At 55.3% G+C, this 22,769-nt stretch carries 26 protein-coding genes, 1 tRNA gene and 1 pseudogene; 9 read left to right on the top strand and 19 right to left on the bottom strand.

Going from position 1 to position 22,769, the window contains the following annotated elements; all coding sequences use genetic code 11:
• The first annotated feature begins 6 nt into the window (after positions 1 to 6).
• Both HF675_RS05005 and HF675_RS05000 read left to right on the top strand, forming a co-directional pair.
• Positions 7 to 615 (top strand): cytochrome b/b6 domain-containing protein, encoded by a 609-nt coding sequence (locus HF675_RS05005; RefSeq protein WP_187044188.1) that lies wholly within the window; start codon positions 7 to 9, stop codon positions 613 to 615.
• Positions 605 to 1,372 (top strand): molybdopterin-dependent oxidoreductase, encoded by a 768-nt coding sequence (locus HF675_RS05000; RefSeq protein WP_187044187.1) that lies wholly within the window; start codon positions 605 to 607, stop codon positions 1,370 to 1,372. The genes HF675_RS05005 and HF675_RS05000 overlap by 11 nt, the downstream gene beginning before the upstream one ends.
• Before the next feature lie 150 nt (positions 1,373 to 1,522).
• Here HF675_RS05000 and HF675_RS04995 read toward each other — a convergent pair whose 3' ends face one another.
• Complete coding sequence (locus tag HF675_RS04995) at positions 1,523 to 1,849, bottom strand: DUF1493 family protein (protein ID WP_111736530.1); 327 nt, start codon at positions 1,847 to 1,849, stop codon at positions 1,523 to 1,525.
• Positions 1,843 to 1,953, bottom strand: a pseudogene (locus tag HF675_RS23920) (STM2901 family protein); the annotation flags it as partial. The pseudogene HF675_RS23920 and the gene HF675_RS04995, both read right to left, overlap by 7 nt.
• A 423-nt stretch (positions 1,954 to 2,376) precedes the next feature.
• Between HF675_RS23920 and HF675_RS04990 the strand changes: the two are divergent.
• From HF675_RS04990 to HF675_RS23915, 4 genes are all read left to right on the top strand, one after another.
• Entirely contained in the window at positions 2,377 to 3,585 is a 1,209-nt protein-coding gene (locus tag HF675_RS04990; RefSeq protein WP_187044186.1) for a site-specific integrase, read from the top strand.
• Position 3,586: 1 nt separating this feature from the next.
• Positions 3,587 to 3,748 carry a hypothetical protein gene (locus HF675_RS04985; RefSeq protein ID WP_187044185.1) on the top strand — a complete coding sequence of 54 codons (162 nt, stop codon included), beginning with the start codon at positions 3,587 to 3,589 and terminating at the stop codon, positions 3,746 to 3,748.
• 184 nt (positions 3,749 to 3,932) lie between these two features.
• A complete protein-coding gene (locus HF675_RS04980) occupies positions 3,933 to 4,178 on the top strand; it encodes a hypothetical protein (protein ID WP_187044184.1) in 246 nt (81 codons plus the stop codon).
• A gap of 204 nt (positions 4,179 to 4,382) precedes the next feature.
• Positions 4,383 to 4,493: a YmiA family putative membrane protein gene (locus HF675_RS23915; protein ID WP_160030110.1), complete on the top strand. Its 111-nt coding sequence runs from the start codon at positions 4,383 to 4,385 to the stop codon at positions 4,491 to 4,493.
• 371 nt (positions 4,494 to 4,864) lie between these two features.
• Here the strand turns inward: HF675_RS23915 and HF675_RS04970 are convergent, their stop codons facing one another.
• The 14 genes from HF675_RS04970 to xerD all read right to left on the bottom strand — a co-directional run bounded on the left by HF675_RS04970 (position 4,865) and on the right by xerD (position 18,589).
• Positions 4,865 to 5,362, bottom strand: a complete 498-nt coding sequence (locus HF675_RS04970; protein WP_187044183.1) for an HNH endonuclease — start codon at positions 5,360 to 5,362, stop codon at positions 4,865 to 4,867.
• Between the two features lie 8 nt (positions 5,363 to 5,370).
• Positions 5,371 to 5,859 carry a hypothetical protein gene (locus HF675_RS04965; RefSeq protein ID WP_187044182.1) on the bottom strand — a complete coding sequence of 163 codons (489 nt, stop codon included), beginning with the start codon at positions 5,857 to 5,859 and terminating at the stop codon, positions 5,371 to 5,373.
• 371 nt (positions 5,860 to 6,230) lie between these two features.
• On the bottom strand, positions 6,231 to 6,827 hold the full coding sequence (locus tag HF675_RS04960; RefSeq protein ID WP_187044181.1) for a hypothetical protein: 597 nt from the start codon (positions 6,825 to 6,827) through the stop codon (positions 6,231 to 6,233).
• Positions 6,811 to 7,785, bottom strand: coding sequence for a hypothetical protein (locus HF675_RS04955; RefSeq protein WP_187044180.1), 975 nt, complete (start codon positions 7,783 to 7,785; stop codon positions 6,811 to 6,813). The genes HF675_RS04960 and HF675_RS04955 overlap by 17 nt, the downstream gene beginning before the upstream one ends.
• Before the next feature lie 75 nt (positions 7,786 to 7,860).
• Positions 7,861 to 8,247, bottom strand: coding sequence for a hypothetical protein (locus HF675_RS04950; RefSeq protein ID WP_187044179.1), 387 nt, complete (start codon positions 8,245 to 8,247; stop codon positions 7,861 to 7,863).
• Between the two features lie 297 nt (positions 8,248 to 8,544).
• Positions 8,545 to 9,333 carry a helix-turn-helix domain-containing protein gene (locus HF675_RS04945; RefSeq protein ID WP_187044178.1) on the bottom strand — a complete coding sequence of 263 codons (789 nt, stop codon included), beginning with the start codon at positions 9,331 to 9,333 and terminating at the stop codon, positions 8,545 to 8,547.
• A gap of 307 nt (positions 9,334 to 9,640) precedes the next feature.
• Positions 9,641 to 10,213, bottom strand: a complete 573-nt coding sequence (locus HF675_RS04940; protein WP_187044177.1) for a recombinase family protein — start codon at positions 10,211 to 10,213, stop codon at positions 9,641 to 9,643.
• Between the two features lie 571 nt (positions 10,214 to 10,784).
• The gene (locus tag HF675_RS04935; RefSeq protein WP_187044176.1) at positions 10,785 to 11,618 is read right to left on the bottom strand and encodes a DUF2971 domain-containing protein; all 834 of its coding nucleotides are present in this window, start codon (positions 11,616 to 11,618) and stop codon (positions 10,785 to 10,787) included.
• Between the two features lie 520 nt (positions 11,619 to 12,138).
• A tRNA-Gly gene (locus tag HF675_RS04930) sits at positions 12,139 to 12,212 on the bottom strand.
• 158 nt (positions 12,213 to 12,370) lie between these two features.
• Positions 12,371 to 13,891 (bottom strand): lysine--tRNA ligase, encoded by a 1,521-nt coding sequence (gene lysS / locus HF675_RS04925; protein ID WP_105232389.1) that lies wholly within the window; start codon positions 13,889 to 13,891, stop codon positions 12,371 to 12,373.
• Positions 13,892 to 13,900: 9 nt separating this feature from the next.
• Positions 13,901 to 14,999 (bottom strand): peptide chain release factor 2 gene (prfB, locus tag HF675_RS04920; RefSeq protein WP_105232390.1). Its coding sequence is split into 2 segments (ribosomal slippage): positions 13,901 to 14,923 and positions 14,925 to 14,999, totalling 1,098 coding nucleotides; the frame shifts between segments, so codons are not numbered across the junction.
• Positions 15,000 to 15,202: 203 nt separating this feature from the next.
• A complete protein-coding gene (recJ, locus tag HF675_RS04915) occupies positions 15,203 to 16,933 on the bottom strand; it encodes a single-stranded-DNA-specific exonuclease RecJ (RefSeq protein WP_187044175.1) in 1,731 nt (576 codons plus the stop codon).
• Between the two features lie 12 nt (positions 16,934 to 16,945).
• Positions 16,946 to 17,662: a bifunctional protein-disulfide isomerase/oxidoreductase DsbC gene (dsbC, locus tag HF675_RS04910; RefSeq protein WP_015673664.1), complete on the bottom strand. Its 717-nt coding sequence runs from the start codon at positions 17,660 to 17,662 to the stop codon at positions 16,946 to 16,948.
• Positions 17,663 to 17,689: 27 nt separating this feature from the next.
• Positions 17,690 to 18,589, bottom strand: a complete 900-nt coding sequence (xerD, locus tag HF675_RS04905; protein WP_105232392.1) for a site-specific tyrosine recombinase XerD — start codon at positions 18,587 to 18,589, stop codon at positions 17,690 to 17,692.
• A 91-nt stretch (positions 18,590 to 18,680) separates the two neighbouring features.
• Here xerD and fldB point away from each other — a divergent pair, with 91 nt between their 5' ends.
• Positions 18,681 to 19,199 carry a flavodoxin FldB gene (gene fldB, locus HF675_RS04900; protein WP_105232393.1) on the top strand — a complete coding sequence of 173 codons (519 nt, stop codon included), beginning with the start codon at positions 18,681 to 18,683 and terminating at the stop codon, positions 19,197 to 19,199.
• A 30-nt stretch (positions 19,200 to 19,229) separates the two neighbouring features.
• Here the strand turns inward: fldB and HF675_RS04895 are convergent, their stop codons facing one another.
• Both HF675_RS04895 and sdhE read right to left on the bottom strand, forming a co-directional pair.
• Positions 19,230 to 19,649 carry a protein YgfX gene (locus tag HF675_RS04895; protein ID WP_187044174.1) on the bottom strand — a complete coding sequence of 140 codons (420 nt, stop codon included), beginning with the start codon at positions 19,647 to 19,649 and terminating at the stop codon, positions 19,230 to 19,232.
• Positions 19,630 to 19,896: an FAD assembly factor SdhE gene (sdhE, locus tag HF675_RS04890; RefSeq protein ID WP_105232395.1), complete on the bottom strand. Its 267-nt coding sequence runs from the start codon at positions 19,894 to 19,896 to the stop codon at positions 19,630 to 19,632. The genes HF675_RS04895 and sdhE overlap by 20 nt, the downstream gene beginning before the upstream one ends.
• Positions 19,897 to 20,226: 330 nt before the next feature.
• On the opposite strand from sdhE, the gene ygfZ reads away from it, so the two are divergent.
• Complete coding sequence (ygfZ, locus tag HF675_RS04885) at positions 20,227 to 21,219, top strand: tRNA-modifying protein YgfZ (RefSeq protein WP_187044173.1); 993 nt, start codon at positions 20,227 to 20,229, stop codon at positions 21,217 to 21,219.
• Between the two features lie 36 nt (positions 21,220 to 21,255).
• On the opposite strand, the gene HF675_RS04880 is transcribed toward ygfZ, so the two are convergent.
• Positions 21,256 to 21,936, bottom strand: a complete 681-nt coding sequence (locus HF675_RS04880) for a hemolysin III family protein (protein WP_105232397.1) — start codon at positions 21,934 to 21,936, stop codon at positions 21,256 to 21,258.
• Between the two features lie 194 nt (positions 21,937 to 22,130).
• Here HF675_RS04880 and HF675_RS04875 point away from each other — a divergent pair, with 194 nt between their 5' ends.
• Positions 22,131 to 22,739, top strand: a complete 609-nt coding sequence (locus HF675_RS04875) for an HD family hydrolase (RefSeq protein WP_105232398.1) — start codon at positions 22,131 to 22,133, stop codon at positions 22,737 to 22,739.
• Positions 22,740 to 22,769 lie beyond the last annotated feature (30 nt).

Here is a 22,769-nt window from a genome sequence, read left to right as displayed (position 1 = left end):
GGCGTGATGAAAGCACCTATGTCGCGACCGGTGCACCGCTGGCCGGTCAGAATCACCCACTGGGTTAATCTGTTCGCCATGACGTGCATGTTTATGAGCGGCTGGGAGATCTACAACGCCTCGCCGCTGTTCGACTTCCGCTTTCCGCCCGCCGTCACGCTCGGCGGCTGGCTGGGCGGCGCCATTGGCTGGCATCTGGCGCTGATGTGGCTGCTGGCATTCAACGGCCTGTGCTATCTGCTATGGAGCCTGTGCAGCGGCCATTTGCGTCACGATCTGCTGCCGTTGCGCCTTGGCGCGCTGCGGCGTGATATCGGGCTGGCGCTGACGCTGCGGCTGCAACACCGCCACGGCAAATACAACGCGATTCAAAAGCTGATGTACCTCGGCGTTGTGGCGCTCGGTCTGCTGCTGGTGCTCTCCGGGCTGGCGATCTGGAAGCCGATGCAGCTGTCCTGGCTCGTGGCGCTGTTCGGCGATTTTGACACCGCACGCTATGTGCATTTTTTCGCCATGGCGGCGGTCGGGTTGTTTGTCATCATTCACGTGCTGATGGTGATCGTCGTACCGCGCACGCTGTGGGCTATGCTGACAGGAGGTAAACGTGAAGGATAAAAAGCCGTCTCCCCGCGCGCCGACGCTGGAACCGGATCAGAAAAAACAGCTGGTGAATCTGCAGCGCCGGCTGCTACTGCGCTCTGGCCTGACTCTGGGCGGCGTGGCAATGCTGACCGGCTGTAATCTGCAAGACGGCGATCAGGTTGATAAAGTGCTGTGGGCGATGTCACGCTGGAACGATCGGGTCCAGGCCTGGCTGTTCAACGGGCAGCGCCTGGCGCAGACCTATCGTCCGGATCAGATCACGCATCCTTTTCCGTTTAACGCCTACTACCCGGAATACAACGTGCCGGAAGTCGATTTGAGCGGTTATCAGTTGGAAGTCTCCGGCAAAGTAGCGAAAACAGCGCCGTGGACCCTCGAACAACTGCAGCGCCTGCCGCAGCAGAGCCAGAACACCCGCTTAATCTGTATTGAGGGCTGGAGCGCGATTGGCCAGTGGGGCGGCGTGCCGCTACGCGTCTTTCTGCAGCATGTCGGCGCCGATCTCAACGCGCGTTACGTCGGTTTTAAATGCGCGGATCGCTACTACTCCAGCATTGATATGGCCACCGCACTGCATCCGCAAACCATTCTGGCGCTGGATTTTGCCGGCAAGGCGCTGCCGGCAGAATATGGCTACCCCTTGCGGCTACGGGTGCCCACCAAGCTGGGATTTAAAAACGCCAAACATATCGCCGCCATTTTCGTCAGCGACACCAACCCCGGCGGCTATTGGGAAGACCAGGGCTACAACTGGTTCAGCGGGATTTAAAGCGCGGGAGAGGCTTATCGACCAGGAAATTCTGGCAACGTCCATCCAGGGTGCTCTCACCGCCCTTTTTTTGGCCACTTGAACTTACGTTAGCGAACCAAACGATGAGCAAGGAGAGCACCGCTGATGTGCCTAATTCGATAATGAATGTTAATCATACAGCCAGCGACCGGCCTTGGCAGACTCCGCGAACATACGCACGGTAAGAGGTTTTTTGGACTGCTTAACGGGTTTTGTCGTAAACCATTTGCGGAAAAACCATGGGATCGCCCACGGGTAATAACATTCAATATCCAGTATGGACACATCAATATTGAATGTTTCGCTGTACCTATCTATTGCCGGCGCCAAGTCATCTATCTCTGAGAACTCTTGTAAAACGGTATCCAACTCAAGCGGGACAGGCTTCAAACGCAAAGTAGTAACCATGGGCAGTTCTTTACGAAAAAACGCTAAAACATCCTCATCAGTTACCATAACTTGTCACTCCCACGAGCTATCGTGTTGTACTTAACCGTTGCTTTAAATGCAATTGCAGCAATATCGCCGGCAAGAATGCCCCATCCTACAACAGGCACGGCGAAACGCTAGCAGAGCCTGCATATCGTGTGCAGGGACGAAAATCACCATGAACCTGTTTAGTGACATCGGACTTAAATACGCCTTACTGTGAGATTTCTGTGAGTGTTTAGAGCCTGTGGCACGGCTTGGTTTTTCTTGTTGTGCTATCGCGGTAAGACGCTGTAACGGCCGCCACGGTTTTATATGCTCACAGATCTAACACACCCCAGACGATAGCAGCTACAGGCGTCGTTCAATTGAGCGAAGAGCAGTGCAGATGAGGAATTATCTTTCTGATAGTGCTTACAAGTCAGATAGTTGATTGATAAGAAATGCGTGGAGCGGGTGAAGGGAATCGAAGTATGGGTACTTATTTAGTATCGGTAAGTGCCCAATCCCATTGCTGATGCGGTGAATACTACATCAGAGAATGGGATAACACCATGGGTAACAGCGCAAGAAACCAATACTTGTACCAACATGAAACCGGTATTTGGATGTTTCAAATAGCGGTGCCTCGGAATATGCGGCATTTAACAAACGGCCGCAGGCTGTTCAGGAAAAGCACCGGGCAGCGTGATATACAGAAAGCCAGAACGGTTCGCGACCGATTAGTTGTTGAATGGAACCACATAAAGGAAAAGTATGTGGTTGATGCCGGAGCTATAGCATTTAGTCGAGCGGTTAACGCGGTACAACAACTAGGGAAAGCTTCCGCGGTAGTTTCCGGTCATCAGGTAATGCTGCAAGCTGTTACTTTCGAATATCTGGCGGAGTACGATAAAACCCGCAGCCCCAGCACCCTCAGCAAGCACGCGCTGGCGGTTCGACTTCTGCTCGGCCATTTAGCCGTCGTCGATACAGAGATAACCGGCATCACCCGTACATCGGTGACACAGTTCATCCGGGCGCTAAAACCGAAGAAATCCGTCCAGACGATTCAGAATTACCTGTCCGGCCTGAACTCGGTGTATGAGTACGCCCGGCGCTGCTATGACGGCATCCCCGCCACGTCACCATTCACAGGGCACCGACTTGAGGCTAAGAGGACAGTTGTCAGCTACCAGCCGTTCACGCAGGCAGAGATTGCAACCCTCTTGGATAATGCGATTGAGGACGTTCGGGACGTGATTTTTATTGGCCTGTACTCAGGGATGCGTCTGAATGAAATTGCCTCTATCGGTGTTGATGATGTGCCGGAAATCGACGGTGTACGTTGCTTTCGAGTTCAGGCAGCCAAGACAAAAGCAGGCGTTCGGCTGGTGCCGGTGCATCCCGCTTTGATAGGCATCATCGAAAAGTACAAACGGCAGAACACGAACGGCCAGCACGGGCGGTACCTGCTACCTAAAGCAAACGCCATCAAAAGGGCTGACGCTAAGCGTGGGCCGTGGTTCAGTCAGCAATTCACCCGCCTACGGAATAAGGCGCTGCCGAATGCTACAGACCGCCAGTGCTTCCACAGCCTGCGGGGAATGTTCATCACTGCGCTTGATCGGGCTGGAGTTCCAGAGGACAGGATAGCGCTGATTGTCGGCCATGAAAGAGGCAAGACGGAGTCTTTCAGGACATACAGCGGCGGGGCTGAGTTAGAGGAACTGCAACGGATAGTTAACCTCGCAGGCTACCCAGAGATCGAACAGGGGCTATAGGATGGCTGCTTATGAAGAGATAGACCTAACCCCTGACGAATTGGCCTTTCAGTGTCTGGCGCTCGCTGAGGCGGCGTTATGCTCGCAGGATAGCGCGGTTAGAGAAGTGTTGTTATTCATCATCAGGGAAAAGGCCGAACAGCTTTACTCTATGCTGTCGTGAAGGGATGGGGGCTTCTGTCCCTTTCTTAATGCTGCTGCAATGCTGTACAGAATCTTATCCAGATCCTTCTTGATTATTATTATGTTTAAATATACAGTTAACACAACATGTAGTGCCTGTATTGTTATTCATGCACTATATGGAAGATTTCTCATGTATCAACAAAAATGATAAGGTCATAGAAATGACAAACAAAAAACAGACATCTAAATCTGTAGCCTCTCAGGCTTCAAAAGTTCTGCGCGATCCAAATGCATCTGTAACTCAGAAAAAGCTTGCGGCCTCGGCACTCTCACAGGCCGCAGCAGGGAAAGAGACAGGTAAGGCTATGGAAGCAACAGCATCAGCGGCTTTGAAGAGTGACAAATACAGCGACCTGACAAAAACATTCGCAGGTTCTGTTGTTTCACAATCTGACAAGAAACGCTGATTTATTAAGGGGCTATACGCCCCTTTCTTAACAGTTATTCGTCATTAGAGAAAATGCTGAGCAGCTTTATTCGGCGCTCTCCTGATGGTTTAAACCGATCGTTTTGGCCGATCGATAGGTAAATATTGATCTGCGTAATCAATTGGGAAGTAAGTGCAGCGCCTGTCAGAATATCCTTAACTTTATTGTGACAGGGATAAGCTTGTGCGGTCATTAAGGCGTAAAGCATGGATTGCCGTTTTCATTGGTTGCGCGGTGTTCTGGGCGGCGCTGCTGTTTTTTATCTGGGTGTTGTGGCGGAACATCACCGGGTGAATGCACAGGCCGTTCATGAATGCACAGACGAAGCGATGACACTTCCGATATGAAGCTGAACGATCCTCTAGGGCGCGGCGCTATCAGGGGCCAGCACGGCCTTTTGTTTGGTGATAAGGTGTATTGGCTAGTGAAACGTAAATGTGCTCACAGAGCCGTACAGCTCGCTTTATCGCGATCCTGTGTTGATTGTAATCTCAAGTTGGTGTAATATACCGCCGCTCTTTAAAAACCTGATTCAATGTGAAGCAAGCGCTTAACGCCTTCTGGGTGGTCGCTAGCGCCTTCTGGGTGCCATGATGTGATGTGCAGCTTGCTTCTTTCCGGCTCCTGAGTGGGCTAGCTTTGAATCAGGCACAATCCCGCCCGCGTTACCCATGACAGGCGAAGTCACCATGCAGCTCCATCCGCATCGCCTGCACAGCTCCTGTCAGCATAGCCAGATTTCTGGAGCGTACCCGCCAGCGGGTGCCGTTGCTCTGCACCTGCGCTTGGTACGATTTACCGGTAGCGGTAATACCTTTCGGCAGACTGCCAGCCCTTTTACGTGTGTTCCAGTTGTTCTCAGCACGAGAGCAAAGCCGCAGGTTATCCAGCATGTTATTTCCTCGGTTGCCGTCGATATGGTCGATGCATAACCCCGGTGGGATTTCTCCATTCACTAGCCACCACAGCACGCGATGCGCTGCCAGCTTCTTGCCTTTGACTTGAACCGACCAGTACCCATCCTTGCCGAGAGTACCGGCGACGCTGCCAGCCTTGACCCGATTAGCTAAAGGCCGTTTCCATACAAGGCCACTGCCGGAACCGGCATCAGGTGCAAGCGCATCCTGAAGCGCCAGCTCAATTTCTTTCGGGAAAGTCCCCATACTTCTCCTTAGATTTCACGTAGCAGCGTGAGGCTGTGTTCACTGGGACTCATTCTGTCCAAGACGGCTAGTTTCTGGGGTGATAGGTAAACCGTCTTACCACGGTGCTGGGGCTGCTCCTGCCTTTGCTCTGGGCGATCCTTGTCCACAATAGCGGTCAGCAGTTGGATTTCCCGGGCAAGCTGTAAATGCTCGCGTACCACCTCTGCGGGCACGTACTGACATTCGTTGTCAATATCGTACCCGTGCCCCACGAACATGATGTTTTTCCAGCCGACCTGCACATGCACCTCGTAGTTCATCGGCGCAAGGTGTTGCTTTCTATGCTGTTCGCGCTCCTCCCCCGGCCAGTACACCGTGCAAGGTGTCCCGGCGATAGGGCCACCGGCTCCACCCACCGTCCCCGCGAGCCTGTGCCGTAGACCGGATGGGGAATCATCGGCCAGCACAAACTGCTCCTCTAGGCGCGGAATATCAGGGATTTCTTTATAGAACATGCTGCGCCTCCGGTTGTGCCGCCTGCTGAGCTAGCCCCTGAACGGTTTTCAATGTGGCGAGGCCAGCACGCACCGCAGCGCAACTAAAGATCTTCCCATCCACCCCAACGCGCTGCGCACCGGTCTTGGTGATGCTCCCGGCGTACTCCCCGGGGGAGCGATGTTTAGCGCCGATCCCACGATTGGGAACACGCCAAACAAGGCCGGTAGGAGAATCAGGAGAGAGAGCCAGCACTTCGTTAAAGCGTGCGGCCTGCTGGATTGATACCGGCAACGGGCGTCGCCCCATCTGTTTTGGTTTTGTCTGCAATGCTGGGACTGATTTCATACTGTGCTGCACTGTATTCCTCCACACCCAGCGTCAGCCGGGTTTACTCAGGTTCATAGATAGCCTCCGGGTTGAGACGCACCTTGGTGTGTACGTGCTCCCAGATGGCATTAAAGGCGGGGTCTTGTTTACGCAGATTTCTAACGGTGAAGGAATCGGGTTCATGCAGTGAGATAACAACAGCCACACCGGCCAAGTTCTGCCCGATGAAGTCACCGTCACGGAACGCCCACCAACCGCACCTGATTTCACCCAGCTTGCGAATCCGGCTCCGTAGATCACGCTGATACAGCAACTCTTGCCTACGGGCTTGATACGCCTCGGAGCGTTCCTCTGACAGCGGCGTATACACCGAGCCGACACCTTCGATAATCTTGAAACAAAGCGGGATGCGCTGCCCTGCGCAGTAAACACATGCCAGATTCCGCGTGTACCGCTCGCTGTTGCCACAGGTGGGGCAAGCCCACCCGTGTTGATAAAAGCGTTTACGGCCATCCATCACGGCTGAATACCGCTCAGGATTATTCTTTTGGATACTCATCAGGCGGGGCTGATATTCGGCGTACCCCAGCCGCATTAGCTGTAGTTCGCGATTGGTGGGATGCTTGCCGTTCGGTAAAGGATTAATACTGGAGTTCATCAGCGAAAACCTCCCCGATGTACGGCTTCATGCGGGCTTGAACACTCCGCATCCGGTCAATCTCTGCTCGCTCCTGTAGCGCCGCAGCACGGGCTGCTGGTGACGCCTGCACTGGGTACCAGCCTGAATCCGTCCACACGCTCAGAATCCATTTGCCGCCCGGCTGTACAGACATGTTGAAACTGGTGCCGCTTGCGCTGACGGGAGCCTCTGGGTTTTCAATCGGCGTGTAACTGAATGAGCAGTGTCCGCTTGCAGTTGCCTGCTCCGCCCACGCATCAGCCGCCGTGCGATAATCGGTACCAAGCGCAGCATGGATAGCCGGAATATCGATGCCATCCCCGGCCATTTGTCGGGCAAACTGAGTCTTACCCTCGGCTACCATGTTCAACAGTTCCTGCGCTTCGGCTCCGCTGAATTTCTTGTTCAGCAGATGCCGCTGGATGTGACCATCGGCAACGACTTGGTAATCAGCGGCCAGCTTCGCGGCTGCTGCGGTGCGGCGCTGGTGTTCGGCGGTTTGTATCCCGTCACGCTTCGCATGGTTGTATTTATTCACCAGCTCAGCGGCCAGCATCCCCAGCAAGTCGTCAATGTCAGCCGGTGAATGCACCTGCCAATCGCGGGTAAAGCCTTTCAGCTCCAGAGCTACGCGGCTGCGGGTGCTACTGCGGTATCGCCAAGATAACTCGTCATCGGTGTAGCGGATCGGCTTGAACAGCGTAGGAAGCTCTGTAAGCGTCTCTGCGGCCTGTACAGTGCCAGCGTACGCAAAGGCGGCCTGAACCGCACCACGGCCTGCTGAGATCGTCTCAGGGGCTTTATTGAACGTACTCGGGGCAGGGGTTGCTTTATCCTGTGGCTGCACCACTTCCGCTGGTTTATTGGCAGTGACGCCGGGGACGTCCAGAACTGTTACGGGCGGGTGGTACGATTGTGCTTTCGATTGTGTTTCCATGGGGAATCTCCTATTTGATTGACTAACTGGTTTATTTAGCTGGTTTAACTGTTTGATTTGTTCGTTCTGCTGGCCTTACTCTGCGTCCCGGACAGCGTCCAGCACCTGTGACCACTCCCCGGCGGTACTAGTGCCCGTCTTACCGTCAGCGGAACCTGTCTTGGCGTACAGGGCGATTAAACGGGCATCCGCACCGGTAATCTCCCGATCACCAATTAATTGCTCTAGCTGGCGTTGGTACAGCGCGTGCTGATTCGTGTTCGCCCCACGCATACGGCTTCCGAGGTCGTGCAGCGTTTGCTGCTCCTGATAGCTAAAAGCCGATGCAGAAGAACGAACAGCACGGCGGGTGCCTTGATCTGGTTTTCGGATAATGGATTGTTGGCCTTTCCGGTAATGCTGGTTCAGGCTGTCGGCGATACCGCTGTTTGATTTAAATAAAGAATTGAAGTTGCTGGACATACGTCTCCTTGAAAGTTGATTAGTTAATGTTGCTCGGTTGCTATCGACCACTGCGCAGGGCATGAAAAGAAGCCCGACGGAAAGCCCGCCGGGGTGAGCCGTGCTCAGTTAGGAGATAACAGGGAAATTGATAAAAGAAACGCCACGCCGGTAAGGACAAACCCGGTAACCAGCCGGAACCGGCGCAGCGTTGTTATTCAGTTCGGTGTGAGCAGGTGAGTTCTGTCTTATATCTATATAGATATAATGAAATATGCCTTTTTTATGTGTACGCAACTGTACGCAAATCGCGTACAGCTACTTAACCCATCGTTGAACGGTGCTGCGGCTGCGGCCTGTGGCTTTAGCAATTTCACCGAGGGATTTACCAGATGCACGCATACTGCGAGCCAGCTCTTTCGGGTCTTGCCCGGCATCTTCGATAGTATGACGTTTCTCTGTCGCGGACTGGAACGCTTCCAATGCTGCTACTTGGGCTTTTAGTTCGGCCACCTCATATGACATGGTATCGAGCGTGCGCTGTGTGCCAGCTTCCATCATGAGGCGAACCAAAGTCATGCTGACGGTATCTTGAGCCATACTGTTTACGCCTTGCTTACCAATACGGGATGTTATTGCGGCGTAGGCGGGGTGGGGTTTATTTGCCTCGATAGCCCTGCGCATGCGTTTACGCTGCCCTTTGCGGTTGGCCACAGCTCGAGCATGTTCTTTAGGTACGTAGCCCCCGACGATGCCGCTTGCCGAGCGTTTTTCTCCATCTTGATAAAAGTCCAGCGCATCCCGAACCATTCCGTTGTAGTCCGTTTGTGGCACACGGTATTGGTTCGGGTACATAGCGCGAACAGCAGCGTAGTAATTACGTTCTGCCTTCTTTAACTCGGAGAAAGCCGCCGCCGTGCCGGAGGCATTCCGGCCTGTGAAGCCACAGAACAACTCCCATGTAGTGCGGTATACGGGTATTTGCTGTAACGCGGTGATATCCGGTTGCGCCCCATTGGCGAACCTATCCCACCACTGCTGGGCATACGCAGGCAAGGTATCGCGTGGGTTTGGAAATTGGTCAGGTAAATCCATATCGTTGATCAATTCTTCCTCCTGTGTTGACCCCGTTCAGACGTGACTCATCGCATCACATGATGAAGTGGTGTAGTGCTTGGTTGAACAGGGACGGTTATTGTTTTAGGAGAAAGCGCACCCCCATGACGTCTCAATGAAACGTCATGCGGATACCCTCTCGGATAGGTCGGAAACGCGGTGCGGCTTCCTTCCTCCTTAGAGTGGGTAGTCTATTGTTGAAAGCCAGCGTCTCCCCTTCGAGTGTCCGGCCTGGGTTATTGCCATTCCTTCCCCTTAGAATGCATAGGTTAAATTATCCATTTAAATCATTATGTTATTATTGTTTCTTATTCCAGTGGCGCTTCACGGTCGCTATACCGAGTTGCAACGCCTCGGCCGTCTGCGACTGACTCAAGCCCTTAGCACGCATCGCTAGGACTCGTTCTGTTGTCTTAACTGCCTCCGGGCGGCCAAGTCTAACCCCGTCGGCTTTCGCACGGCGTAGCCCTTCCTGTGTGCGCTCAACAATCCTGTTTTTCTCGAACTCTGCAAACGCGGAAAACATTTGAAGCATCAACTTTCCTTCCGCGCTCGATAGGTCTGGCACTGGTAAATCTAAAGAGACAACTTTGATCCCCTTCTGAATCAACACCTGAACCGTCTGCTGTACGTCGATATTATCCCGGCCTAATCGATCTAGCTTCAGCACTACTAAGGTGTCGCCCGGCTCCAGCTTATGCTGTACCAGCTCTTTAAATCCCTGACGCTGCATCGCTGGTACACCGCCGGACACTTGTTCATGCACTACCCGGTGATCCTGCACATCGTACCCGGCATTGCGAATGGCTAGCACTTGGTTTTCTGTTGTCTGCTCAGTGGTTGAAACCCGGCAGTACGCGAATATCCTCATAATTAATCTCCAATCATTCCCGCTCATTGATATCAAAATATGGTATCAAATTATCAGTTGGAATCATTAAATGTCAACGGGTATTTAAATGATACCTTTAAGATAGTGCTTTGCTGGGATCATTTAACGGTCGATTATTGGTACTGGTTATGTAATCAGGGTATACCCTCAGATTTGAGGGCATCTGCCGAGACGCACGAAACCGGGAGCAGCGCGAGTTCCGCTTACCTCGCCAGTACGTCGAACGCTTGCTCACCGGATACAGCGCTGTGCTGCGAATGCGAGTGCTTGACCGCCTGCGCGAGCTTGAGCAGGGCGCTCAGCAGTTCGGTGGGTTCAAGGTGCCTCAGACTATGCACGACGCCCTGCGCCTCGCTGCTGACCTGTCGGAGCAGAATCAGGCGCTGGTGCTGAAGGTGCAGGAGGGTGCTCTGTCCCGACTCTGGGCGCTGCCAGAGCGGGAGGGGTACGGGGGACAATGCAGGCTGTCAGGGTGGAGGGAGGGAGTCGCGTGAGTGAAATAAAATCCCAGTGCGCATAGAACATACATTGGGAATAATAATTATCGTGATTATTTATATTTTTGGTATCTACCTAACTCTACAGCATAACCACCCTGATGTGTCCTCACCTTGAAAATATCTACATCAGGGAGATTTACTGCACATATATCAAGTAATATTTTCTCATGGGGAGCAGGCATTTTACTTCCGATGTAAATACATTCAATAGCATTGTGCGAGTACTTATAAAGCCCTGAATTATTTGTTAATAATCGGCATTCGTACTCATATTCCCAACCTGTATGTTTTGTTTGGATTGCTCGGATCGTCGCATGATTTTCCAGATCCATTGAATCATAAAAGTCTACTGTGTGTTTATTGTCTTGGTATTCAACCTTTGCCCAGTAAAATTTGTCGTCATTAAGTTCATTTAAAGAATTAATGAGTTTGTTGGGGTTGTATTTTATGCAGAACCCTTTCATACCATCAGCATAGTGTGACCACATCATCACATTGCTAACATGAGATGCAGCTACATCAGGGATATCACTAGCTAGGCAATAAGCACCTATATTTAAATAACTTTCATAAAATCGCCTATAAGTAGTATCCACAATGCTTGTAATTGTTCTATCAAACTCCTGCGGAGAATTAAGGTATTTCTTCCGTATTGTTTCTAATACCGGTTCGGTGAGCGGGTAGTTTGGGATGTTTTTAGCTAAGTGTTCAAAAAATCTTTCTCGCTCGTTCTTTAAGTCCGGCGGATTTAGTATAAATTGTCCTTCAAATGGATCGTTGAAATCAGCAAGTTTAGAAAACCACGCTTTCCCTTCAGCGAGGGCTGATAGGGAATTTATATTAAGGGTAGAGAATTTATAAACAAATGGGAAAGGGATATCCATAATTTTCCTCAAAGATAACTGTCGTTACTCTAAATTCCTAATGTCTCATATTCTATATTGTTGCATTTCAGATAGACAATACAATCCATAAAGCCCCGGTTAGTGATACCTAAACAGCGGAGCGTCAGCGACAGCATCATATTATCATAGCGCTCCATCGTTATCAGGTCGCCCGTGCATCCTAACGGAACCGTGGGCCAGCCGGAGATAGAGCCGGATCTTTCGCTACCGGTGCTTATCACTTGAGCCTGTTTATCCCTGTGAAGGGGCATCGGGGCTAAATGCTGCGGTGCGCTATGTTTTGGGAGAGTTTAAAGCCGGTGGTGCGGCATCGCCGTTCAAGTTCATCTATCGCAGTTTGAGGCGTAGAACTACTGCCAGCGGTTTGATATGCTCCCAGAACCACACATCAAGCCGTAACAGCGATGGGTAATTCCTTGGGATACCTTTACGGGTACCTGAACATTCAACCACTTCCTAACTTACTGATTTATACCGAAAAGGTGTTAACAGAAATGCGTGGAGCGGGTGAAGGGAATCGAACCCTCGTATGCAGCTTGGGAAGCTGCCGTTCTACCATTGAACTACACCCGCTTAGGTGTGCGTTTGGCATTATAACCGCTTCTTGGCGGCGGGCAAGCGGAGTTAACGCATAACTGCCGATGTTTTAAGCAGTTAGTTATTCTGAACATGCGCTGCGCATAAAAAAACCGGCGCGGTCACCCGCACCGGTTGATTAAGGCTGCGGCCGATTACTTGGCCGTCGGACGCATTGCCGGGAACAGGATAACGTCGCGGATGGTGTGGCTGTTGGTAAACAGCATCACCATACGGTCGATACCGATGCCCAGACCAGCGGTCGGCGGCAGACCGTGTTCCAGAGAGGTCACGTAGTCTTCGTCGTAGAACATCGCTTCGTCGTCGCCGGCATCCTTCGCGGCAACCTGGTCAGCAAAACGCTGCGCCTGATCTTCTGCGTCATTCAACTCGGAGAAGCCGTTGCCGATTTCACGGCCGCCGATAAAGAACTCAAAGCGGTCGGTAATTTCCGGGTTCTCGTCGTTACGGCGCGCCAGCGGGGAAACTTCCGCCGGGTATTCGGTGATGAAGGTCGGCTGAATCAGATGGCTTTCCGCCGTCTCTTCAAAGATCTCGGTCACTACGCGGCCCAGACCCCAGCTCTTCTCTACCTTGATGCCGATAGACTCGGCAATCGCCTTCGCCTTATCGAAATCATCCAGGTCCGCCATGTCGGTTTCAGGACGATACTTCTTGATCGCCTCACGCATGGTCAGTTTTTCAAACGGCTTGCCGAAGTCGAACTCTTCATCGCCGTATGGCACCTTGGTGGTGCCCAGCACGTCCTGCGCCAGCGTACGGAACAGCGACTCGGTCAGCTCAATCAGGTCTTTGTAATCCGCATACGCCATATAGAGTTCCATCATGGTGAACTCAGGGTTATGGCGAGGCGATACGCCTTCGTTACGGAAGTTGCGGTTGATCTCGAAAACGCGCTCAAAACCGCCGACCACCAGACGCTTCAGATACAGCTCCGGCGCAATGCGCAGGTACATATCGATGTCCAGCGCGTTGTGGTGGGTGATAAACGGACGCGCGGAGGCACCGCCCGGGATCACCTGCATCATCGGGGTTTCCACTTCCATAAAGTCGCGGCCCACCATAAAGTTGCGGATGCCGGACATGATGCGCGAACGCACCTTGAAGGTGTGGCGAGATTCTTCGTTGGCAATCAGATCCAGGTAGCGCTGACGATAGCGGGTTTCCTGATCGGCCAGGCCGTGGAACTTGTCTGGCAGCGGACGCAGCGCCTTGGTCAGCAGACGCAGTTCGGTGCAGTGGATAGACAGCTCGCCGGTTTTGGTTTTAAACAGCTTGCCGCGCGCACCGAGAATATCACCCAGGTCCCACTTCTTGAACTGTTCGTTGTAGACGCCTTCCGCCAGGTCGTCGCGCGCGACGTACAGCTGAATGCGGCCGCCAACGTCCTGCAGCGTAACGAAGGAGGCTTTGCCCATGATACGGCGGGTCATCATACGCCCGGCGACGGTCACTTCTACGCCCAGCGCTTCCAGCTCTTCGTTGTCTTTGCTGTCATATTCTGCGTGCAGCTTGTCGGACGTGGTGTCACGACGGAAATCATTCGGGAACGCAATGCCGTTCTCGCGCAGCGCCGCCAGTTTTTCACGACGTGACTGCAGCTCGTTATTGAGATCCGACGCCTGATCGGCGCCCTGTGGTTGTTGCTCAGACATTTTTGTTCCTCATAACCCGGCTTTCAAACTTGCCTCAATGAATTTATCCAGGTCGCCATCCAATACGGCCTGCGTGTTACGCGTTTCTACGCTGGTGCGCAAATCCTTGATCCGGGAGTCATCCAGCACGTAAGAGCGGATTTGGCTGCCCCAGCCGATATCGGATTTGTTGTCTTCCATCGCCTGCTTATCAGCATTTTTCTTCTGCATCTCGTATTCATACAGCTTCGCCTTCAGCTGTTTGAATGCCTGATCCTTGTTTTTATGCTGTGAGCGGTCGTTCTGGCACTGCACCACGATGTTGGTCGGCAGGTGGGTAATACGCACCGCAGACTCGGTTTTGTTGACGTGCTGGCCGCCCGCACCGGAAGCGCGGTAAACGTCGATGCGCAGATCCGCCGGATTGATGTCGATATCGATATCGTCATCCACTTCCGGGTAAACGAACACCGAACTGAACGAGGTATGACGACGGCCGCCGGAATCAAACGGGCTCTTGCGCACCAGGCGGTGAACGCCGGTTTCAGTACGCAACCAGCCGAATGCGTAGTCGCCGATAATCTTGATGGTGGCGGATTTAATCCCCGCAACGTCACCGTCAGACTCTTCGATAATTTCTGTTTTAAAGCCCTTGTCTTCGGCCCAGCGCAGGTACATGCGCAGCAGCATGCTGGCCCAGTCCTGCGCCTCAGTACCGCCTGACCCGGCCTGAATGTCCAGATAGCAGTCGGCGCTGTCGTATTCGCCGGAGAACATACGACGGAATTCTAGCTGTTCCAGCTTGACGATCAGTTGATCAAGCTCAACCACGGCTTCGTTAAAGGTTTCTTCATCGTCGGCTTCAACTGCCAGCTCCAGCAGGCCGTTAACGTCTTCTTCGCCCTGTTTCAGGCTGTCGATTGTCTCAACGATGGCTTCCAGCGCCGAACGTTCTTTACCCAGCGCCTGTGCGCGCTCAGGCTCGTTCCAGACGTCCGGCTGCTCCAGCTCGGCGTTTACTTCTTCCAGGCGTTCTTTCTTGGCATCATAGTCAAAGATACCCCCTAAGAACGGCGGTACGCTCAGACAGGTCCTGAATACGGTTTTTTACCGGATTAATTTCAAACATGATTTTTCGCGTTCTTTCGTTAGAGGTTGTATATCCCCCGGCAAGGGAACCGGCGCAATGCGGCGTGAACCAGAGAGAATATAGGCGACCCAATCGCCATAGAACCGTTAATTCTAACGGATCCAGAGCACAGTTTATAGCGTTTATCCAGGGAAAAATAAGGGCGCCGCGCGGCACCCCTGAATGCTATCTTTTGGCTGCCGTCAGTACGGCCACAGGTGCTGAATCAGCAACTGTACGCTGCGGTTGCCGCGGAACTCGTTAACGTCCAGCTTATAGGCCAGTTCCACTTCGCGCACGCTGCTGTCCGGCCACAGCGTGGTGTCCACGTTAAACGCAATGCCGTCCAGCAGCGGGCCGCCGCCCAGCGGCTCTACCATTAGCTTGAGGTGCTTCTCGCCCACCAGCCGCTGCTGCAGAATGCGGAACTTGCCGTCGAACGTCGGTTCCGGGAACGCCTGCCCCCACGGCCCGCCTTCGCGCAGCAGCTCCGCCGTCTCCAGCGTCAGCTCCTGCATCGCCAGTTCGCCGTCAGACCAGATAACGCCCTCCAGCATCGTCGGGTCGAGCCACTCGCCCACCAGCTCGCCAAAGCGCTGGCGAAACTCGTCAAAGCGCGCCTCTTCCAGCGACAGACCGGCGGCCATCGCGTGCCCGCCGAACTTCATCATCAGCCCGGGATTCAGCGTGTCCAGCCGCTCCAACGCATCACGCATATGCAGGCCGGCAATCGAACGGCCGGAGCCTTTCAGAATGCCGTCGCCCGCCGGCGCGAACGCGATCACCGGGCGGTGAAAACGCTCTTTGATGCGCGAGGCCAAAATGCCGACCACGCCCTGATGCCACTCCGGGTGGTACATGGCCAGCCCGTAAGGCAGGGCCGTGCTGCTGCGCTCCAACTGGTCGCACAGCTGCAGCGCTTCGGCCTGCATGCCCTGCTCTATCTCGCGACGCGTCTGGTTCAATGCGTCCAGATCGTTGGCCAGCATACGGGCCTGCGCAATATCATCGCTCAGCAGTAACGCCACGCCGATCGACATGTCATCCAGACGTCCCGCCGCATTCAGCCGCGGGCCGAGGGCAAAGCCCAGATCGTTGGCCGCCAGATTGCGCGCCTCGCGGTTGGCCACTTCCAGCAGCGCGCGGATGCCGGGACGGCACTTACCGGCGCGGATGCGGTTAAGCCCCTGATACACCAGAATACGGTTATTGGCGTCGAGCGGCACCACGTCGGCCACGGTGCCTAACGCCACCAGATCCAGCAGTTCAGCCAGATTCGGCATGGCCAGCGCACGCTGTTCGAACCAGCCGCTGTCGCGAAGCCGGGCGCGCAGCGCCAGCATCAGGTAGAAAGCAACGCCGACGCCGGCCAACGCCTTCGACGGGAATATGCAGCCACGCAGGTTAGGGTTGACGATCGCCTCGGCCGCCGGCAGCGTCTCACCCGGCAGGTGGTGATCGGTCACCAGCACCTGCATGCCTTTCTCGTGCGCCACATCGACGCCGGCATGGGAAGAGATGCCATTATCCACGGTGACGATCAGCTCAGCACCGCGCGCCGCCGCCTGCTCCACCACTTCCGGGCTCAGGCCGTAGCCGTCCTCAAAGCGGTTCGGCACCAGATACTGCACGTCACCGCCGCCCATGCTGCGCAGCGCCAGCACCGTCAGCGCGGTACTGGTGGCGCCGTCGGCGTCAAAATCGCCGACGATCATGATGCGCCGGCCGTCCGCCAGCGCCTGCTGCAGAATATCCACCGCCGTATCGATGCCGTCCAGCTGCTGCCACGGCAGCATGCCTTTGACGCTGCGTTCCAGCTCCCGCTCTTCACTGACCCCGCGCAGCGCGTACAGCCGGCGCAGCAAAGGGTGCAATTGTGCGGGCAGTTGCGCGTCGCTTGCCGCCTCACGGCGGCGTAATTGCGTTTTGATCATACTCACCGGTGATTAACCACCGGCTTGCAGGGCGGCCTGATGCGCGTCCAGCATCGCCGCCATCTCTTTCGGTCCCTGATAGCCCGGGATGACCATGCCGTTTTGCAGGATGATCGCCGGCGTACCCTGGATGCCGAACTGCACGCCAAGCTCGTAATGTTTGCTGATATCGGTTTTACAGGTCGCCGGTGACACCGCGTCGCCCTTCATCGCCGCGTCAAACGCTTTGGCTTTATCGGCGGTGCACCAGATAGACTGCATGTCTTTCTCCGCCTGGGAGTTCAACCCCTGACGCGGGAACGCCAGATAACGCACGGTGATACCCAGATCGTTGTACTCTTTCATCTGTTGATGCAGTTTGTGGCAGTAGCCGCAGGTGATATCGGTAAACACGGTGATCACGTGTTTTTCCTTCGCTGCCTTGTAGACAATCATCTGATCTTTCAGCGCGTCCAGCTTGCCGCCCAGCAGTTTATTGGTCACGTTAACCGGCTCTTTGCCGCTGACGTCATACAGCGGCCCCTGCAGCACGTGTTTACCGTCTTCGGACACGTACAGCACGCCGCTGTCGGTCAGCACGGTTTTCAGCCCCGCCACCGGGGATGGCTGTACGTCAGCCTGCTTGATACCCAGGCTGCCCAGCGCCGATTTGATCGCCGCATCATCGGCATGTGCGGAACCGGTCACCGAAGCCACCAGCAGGGAAAGCAGCATTAAACCTTTTTTCATTCTTCCATTCCTTTCGAACCCGGCGCATCAGGCGCGCGGATGATGCTGTTGATGTAGCTGTTTCAGTCGTTCGGTTGCTACATGCGTGTAAATTTGCGTCGTGGAGAGGTCGCTATGCCCCAGCAACATTTGTACGACACGTAAATCTGCGCCATGGTTCAGCAGATGGGTGGCGAACGCGTGGCGCAACACGTGCGGAGACAGACGTTCGCTGTCGATGCCGGCTAGGATCGCATAGTGTTTGATTCGATGCCAGAAGGTCTGCCGGGTCATTTGCTTGCAGCGCTGGCTGGGGAACAGCACGTCGAGCGCCTGTCCGTTCACCAGCCACGGACGGCCGTGCTCAAGGTAGTTCTCAATCCAGTACACCGCCTCTTCGCCCAGCGGCACCAGCCGCTCTTTGTCGCCCTTGCCGATCACCCGCACCACGCCCTGTCGCAGGCTGACGTCGCTGATGCTCAGGCCGACCAGTTCGGACACCCGCAGGCCGGTGGCGTACAGCACTTCCAGCATCGCCTTGTCGCGCAGCTCCAGCGGCTGATCGACGCACGGCGCCTGCAGCAGCGCATCGACCTGCGCCTCGCTCAGATCTTTCGGCAGGCGCTGCGGCAGCTTGGGCGACGCCAGCTGCGCGGTCGGGTCGTCGGCGCGCTGTTTTTCCCGGTACAGGTATTGGAACAGCCGCCGCATAGCGCTCAGCAACCGCGCCGAACTGCTCGCCTTATAGCCGCCCTCCACCCGTTCGGCCAGAAACGCCTGCAGATCCAGCGCCTCGGCGTCCAGCAAGGTGCGGTCACGTCCGGCCAGCCAGGCCGTCAGCGCCTGCAGATCCAGACGGTAAGAGGCGAGCGTATTCTCAGCCAGATTACGTTCCAGCCACAGCGCATCTAAAAATTGCTCAACCAGCGCATTCTCCTGCTGTTGCACGCCAACCCCTCTTGATTTGATTCAACCTGCGGCATTATGCCTTATGGTACACTGGTTGCAATTCCATGAACGGCAACATAACGGTTTAAACATGAAGATTGGTCTGTTTTACGGCTCCAGCACCTGCTACACCGAAATGGCGGCGGAAAAAATCCGTGAAATTCTGGGTGAGGATCTGGTCGACCTGCATAATCTGAAAGACGTCTCCCCCACTCTGATGGAAGACTATTCCGTACTGATTCTTGGCATCCCGACCTGGGACTTCGGCGAACTGCAGGAGGACTGGGAAGCGGTCTGGCCGCAAATCGCCACGCTCGACCTTAAAGGTAAAATCGTCGCTATGTACGGCATGGGCGACCAGTTCGGCTACGGCGAGTGGTTCCTCGACGCGCTGGGCATGCTGCACGATCACCTCAAACCGCTCGGCGTACAGTTTATCGGCTTCTGGCCTACCGAAGGCTTTGAATTCACCAGCCCGAAACCGCTGGCCGCCGACGGCAAACATTTTGTCGGCCTGGCGCTGGATGACGTCAATCAATATGAAATGAGCGAAGATCGGCTGCAGCAATGGTGCGAACAGATCCTACTGGAAATGGAGCCGCTGCTGTAAACGTCCGGGGCGCCTCTGCGCCCCTCAAATTCAGCCTTCAGATTCATCCTTGACCAGCCGCATCCGCTGGCACAACTGCCGCCACTCCGCGCTGCTGATGCAGTCCGACGCCAGCCACAGCCGCCGGCGTTTACGCTTTCCGCTCGCCTGCAGCGTCAGCAGCATGCCATAGCGCAGCATCCATGGGCGCCGGACCAGCCGCCACTCCTTGCCTTGCCAGATTACCCGCTGCGGCGCAGAGAGCAGACGCAGCTCCCCCTGGCGCGATGCGATACGCGTCTGACTGCGAATACATTCAAAAACCACCAGCGTCAGCAGCAACAGCCAGACCGGATCGTAACTCTCCGGCCACGGCGAAATCAGGATCAGCAATATCAGCGCGCCATGCGCCAACAACGAGATAAGCTGAGTACACCAGGAGATGCGGACATCACATCGCCACTGGGCCACGGTCTTTATTTCGCGTCTGGATCAGCGTCACCATTCTTTGCAATTCAGCGTCCTGCGGGGCGCCATGATTCATCAGCCAGTTAAACAGATCGGGATCGTCACACTGCAACAAACGCACGAACAGCGCCTTATCCTCTTCGCTCAATGAATCGTACTCATGCTCGAAAAACGGCATGATGGAGATGTCCAGCTCACGCATTCCACGGCGGCAAGCCCAGTGAATACGCGCTTTGTTATTAATATCCATGTTGTTATGACCAACCTCTGTTCAGCGTGGCAAAGCCAGCGTAGGGTTCAACCGACACACCGTATGGCAACACACGCGCAATATAATTCCGTCGGCTCACGAGCGATGTGCAAGAGTAGCACGAGCCATAAGCGTATAGAGTAACAATTTGACATACACGGCGGGAAGAATGTTAGCGCGAAATAGCAAAAAAAGCGCTGCGGCGGAATAACTGTTTGCAAAGCCTGCGCCCTCTTTTACCATGGTAGGTCTACGCCTTCAGGTAAGCCGGATACCCGGAATCATTAAAGCGGCAGCGCGGCCGGGTATAACGTTAATCAGGAACCGACTATGACGTTCACAACTCCTTTTCCACCTCGTCAGCCTTCCGCCTCTTCCCATCTGCCATTGACGCTGATTTCTCTGGAAGACTGGGCGCTGGTGACGATGAATGGCCCCGACACGGTGAAATATCTCCAGGGGCAGGTTACCGCCGACGTTGAGGCGCTGGCGGACGATCGGCACGTTCTCTGCGCGCACTGCGACGCCAAGGGCAAAATGTGGAGCAACCTGCGCCTGTTCCGGCGCGGTGAAGGCTTCGCCTATCTGGAACGCCGCAGCCTGCTGGACAGCCAGTTGGCAGAGATCAAAAAATACGCGGTGTTCTCAAAAGTGACCATCGCCGCCGACAACGATGCAGTGCTGCTCGGCGTGGCCGGCTTCCAGGCGCGCGCCGCCCTGGCGGACGTCTTCAGCCAGTTACCCGATGCACAGAATCCGGTGGCGCAGGACGGCGACACCACGCTGCTGCACTTCAGCCAGCCGGCAGAACGCTTCCTGCTGGTGACCAGCGCGGCGGTCGCCGAACAGCTGGTCAGCCGTCTGCAGCAGCAGGCCGAACAAAACGACAGCCGCCAATGGCTGACGCTGGATATTGAAGCCGGCTATCCGATCATCGACGCGGCCACCAGCGCGCAGCTGATCCCGCAGGCCACCAACCTGCAGGCGCTGGACGGCATCAGCTTCAGCAAAGGGTGTTATACCGGCCAGGAAATGGTGGCGCGCGCCAAATTCCGCGGCGCCAACAAACGCGCGCTGTACTGGCTGGCCGGGAAAGGCAGCCGGGTGCCGGCCGCTGCGGACGATTTGGAACTGCAGCTGGGGGAAAACTGGCGCCGTACCGGCACCGTGCTGGCCGCCAGCCAGTTGGCCGACGGTACGCTGTGGGTGCAGGCGGTGCTGAATAACGATTTGGCGGCGGACAGCAAGCTGCGGCTGCGCGAGGACGCCGGCGGCGAACTCAGCATTATGCCGCTGCCTTACTCGCTGGCAGAAGAGAAGTAACCTTCGCCGCCCGGCAGCACGGCCGGGCGGCAATCATCAGACGTAGAGATAAATCGCCATAAAGTGGCATACGCTGCCGCCCAGCACAAAAGCGTGCCAGATGGCGTGCCCGAAGCGCCAGCGCTTGGAGGCGTAAAAAATCACTCCCAGGCTGTACACCACCCCACCGACCGCCAACAGCGTCACGCCGCCGATATCCAGCCGCGTCGCCAATTGATAGATGACGATCAGCGACAGCCAGCCCATAGTCAGATAGGTCACCAGCGACAACGCTTCAAAGCGATGGGCAAACGCCAGTTTGAACAGCACGCCGAGCAGCGCCATGCCCCAGATGACCGCCATCAGCCCGCGCGCCAGCGGCGACCCCAGCCCCACCAGCAGGAAAGGCGTATAGGTGCCGGCAATCAGCAGGTAAATGGCGCAGTGGTCAAATTTTTTCAGCCAGTGTTTGGCCTTCTGATGAGGAATGGCGTGGTACAGCGTTGAGGCCAGGTACAGCAGGATCATGCTACCGCCGTACAGGCTATAACTGGTGATCGCCGTCGCCCCGGCGCCGGTGTCGATAGCCTGCCCCAGCAGCAGCACCAGGCCGACAATGCCAAAAACCAGACCAATACCGTGACTGACGCTGTTGGCGATCTCTTCCGCCCACGGATAGGCCGATTTCGCCGTCTTGTCCGCCTGCGTCCCGGCTTTCGCCACGTCCGTTTTATCCATAATATTCCAGCCCTCAAAAACGCCTGCATTGCGTGAAATTAACGCAAAAGCAGCTTAACTGAGAATAATTCCAGTGTACACGTGTACGCTAAAATAAAAATGTGAACGCTTGTAACATGCTGAAAATATCGAAATCCCCCCGCCGCTGGTCTACAATCGCTGGGTTTTAACGTCACCTACACCGAGGCTGTACCATGTCATCTGCCGTACCCGCATTAGAATTTGGCGCCATGACCGAAGTCATCCGGTTCCTGATGGAAATCGACAAACTCAAGAGCGTTCAGCGCCGCACCAAAGTGCTGGGCACCCAGCGTCAGGAAAACTCCGCCGAGCACAGCTGGCACTTTGCCATCGCCGCCATGAGCCTGGCGCCCTACGCCGGTAAGGACGTTGATATCCAGCGCGTGATTCAGATGGCGCTGCTGCATGATATCGTCGAGATCGACGCCGGCGACGTGCTGGTGTACGACCTGGCCGCCCGCGCCGCCATTCACGATCAGGAGGTCGCCGCCGCGCGCCGCCTGTTCGGCATGCTGCCGGAGCCACAGCGCGAGTATTTCACCGCTTTATGGCAGGAATATGAAGATGCCGAAACCGCCGACGCGCGCTTTGCGCTGGTGCTGGACCGCACCATGCCGATGCTGATGAACCTGCATAATGAGGGGCAAAGCTGGGTGGAGAACGGCATCTCGCTGGAGCAGGTGCTATCGCGCAACGAGATGATTGCCGAGGTCTATCCGGAGCTGTGGCAACATCTGCTGCACCATCTGCAGGACGCGCAGCGTAAAGGCTGGCTGAAGTGATAAAGCGCCGGGCCTGCGCCCGGCGTTGAT

The organism is Serratia sp. JUb9, assembly GCF_014298095.1.
GTDB lineage: Bacteria > Pseudomonadota > Gammaproteobacteria > Enterobacterales > Enterobacteriaceae > Serratia_B > Serratia_B rhizosphaerae.
Note: the sequence above shows the minus strand (reverse complement) of the source record. Positions and strands in the feature narration are given on the sequence as shown.

Excerpts from the sequence above, each read along its gene's own strand:
- HF675_RS05005 (WP_187044188.1), top strand. The coding sequence starts at position 7 with ATGAAAGCACCTATGTCGCGACCGGTGCACCGCTGGCCGGTCAGAATC.
- HF675_RS04995 (WP_111736530.1), bottom strand. The coding sequence starts at position 1,849 with ATGGTAACTGATGAGGATGTTTTAGCGTTTTTTCGTAAAGAACTGCCC.
- HF675_RS04990 (WP_187044186.1), top strand. The coding sequence starts at position 2,377 with ATGGGTAACAGCGCAAGAAACCAATACTTGTACCAACATGAAACCGGT.
- HF675_RS04985 (WP_187044185.1), top strand. The coding sequence starts at position 3,587 with ATGGCTGCTTATGAAGAGATAGACCTAACCCCTGACGAATTGGCCTTT.
- HF675_RS04980 (WP_187044184.1), top strand. The coding sequence starts at position 3,933 with ATGACAAACAAAAAACAGACATCTAAATCTGTAGCCTCTCAGGCTTCA.
- HF675_RS04970 (WP_187044183.1), bottom strand. The coding sequence starts at position 5,362 with ATGGGGACTTTCCCGAAAGAAATTGAGCTGGCGCTTCAGGATGCGCTT.
- HF675_RS04965 (WP_187044182.1), bottom strand. The coding sequence starts at position 5,859 with ATGTTCTATAAAGAAATCCCTGATATTCCGCGCCTAGAGGAGCAGTTT.
- HF675_RS04960 (WP_187044181.1), bottom strand. The coding sequence starts at position 6,827 with ATGAACTCCAGTATTAATCCTTTACCGAACGGCAAGCATCCCACCAAT.
- HF675_RS04955 (WP_187044180.1), bottom strand. The coding sequence starts at position 7,785 with ATGGAAACACAATCGAAAGCACAATCGTACCACCCGCCCGTAACAGTT.
- HF675_RS04950 (WP_187044179.1), bottom strand. The coding sequence starts at position 8,247 with ATGTCCAGCAACTTCAATTCTTTATTTAAATCAAACAGCGGTATCGCC.
- HF675_RS04940 (WP_187044177.1), bottom strand. The coding sequence starts at position 10,213 with ATGAGGATATTCGCGTACTGCCGGGTTTCAACCACTGAGCAGACAACA.
- HF675_RS04935 (WP_187044176.1), bottom strand. The coding sequence starts at position 11,618 with ATGGATATCCCTTTCCCATTTGTTTATAAATTCTCTACCCTTAATATA.
- lysS (WP_105232389.1), bottom strand. The coding sequence starts at position 13,891 with ATGTCTGAGCAACAACCACAGGGCGCCGATCAGGCGTCGGATCTCAAT.
- recJ (WP_187044175.1), bottom strand. The coding sequence starts at position 16,933 with ATGATCAAAACGCAATTACGCCGCCGTGAGGCGGCAAGCGACGCGCAA.
- dsbC (WP_015673664.1), bottom strand. The coding sequence starts at position 17,662 with ATGAAAAAAGGTTTAATGCTGCTTTCCCTGCTGGTGGCTTCGGTGACC.
- fldB (WP_105232393.1), top strand. The coding sequence starts at position 18,681 with ATGAAGATTGGTCTGTTTTACGGCTCCAGCACCTGCTACACCGAAATG.
- sdhE (WP_105232395.1), bottom strand. The coding sequence starts at position 19,896 with ATGGATATTAATAACAAAGCGCGTATTCACTGGGCTTGCCGCCGTGGA.
- ygfZ (WP_187044173.1), top strand. The coding sequence starts at position 20,227 with ATGACGTTCACAACTCCTTTTCCACCTCGTCAGCCTTCCGCCTCTTCC.
- HF675_RS04880 (WP_105232397.1), bottom strand. The coding sequence starts at position 21,936 with ATGGATAAAACGGACGTGGCGAAAGCCGGGACGCAGGCGGACAAGACG.
- HF675_RS04875 (WP_105232398.1), top strand. The coding sequence starts at position 22,131 with ATGTCATCTGCCGTACCCGCATTAGAATTTGGCGCCATGACCGAAGTC.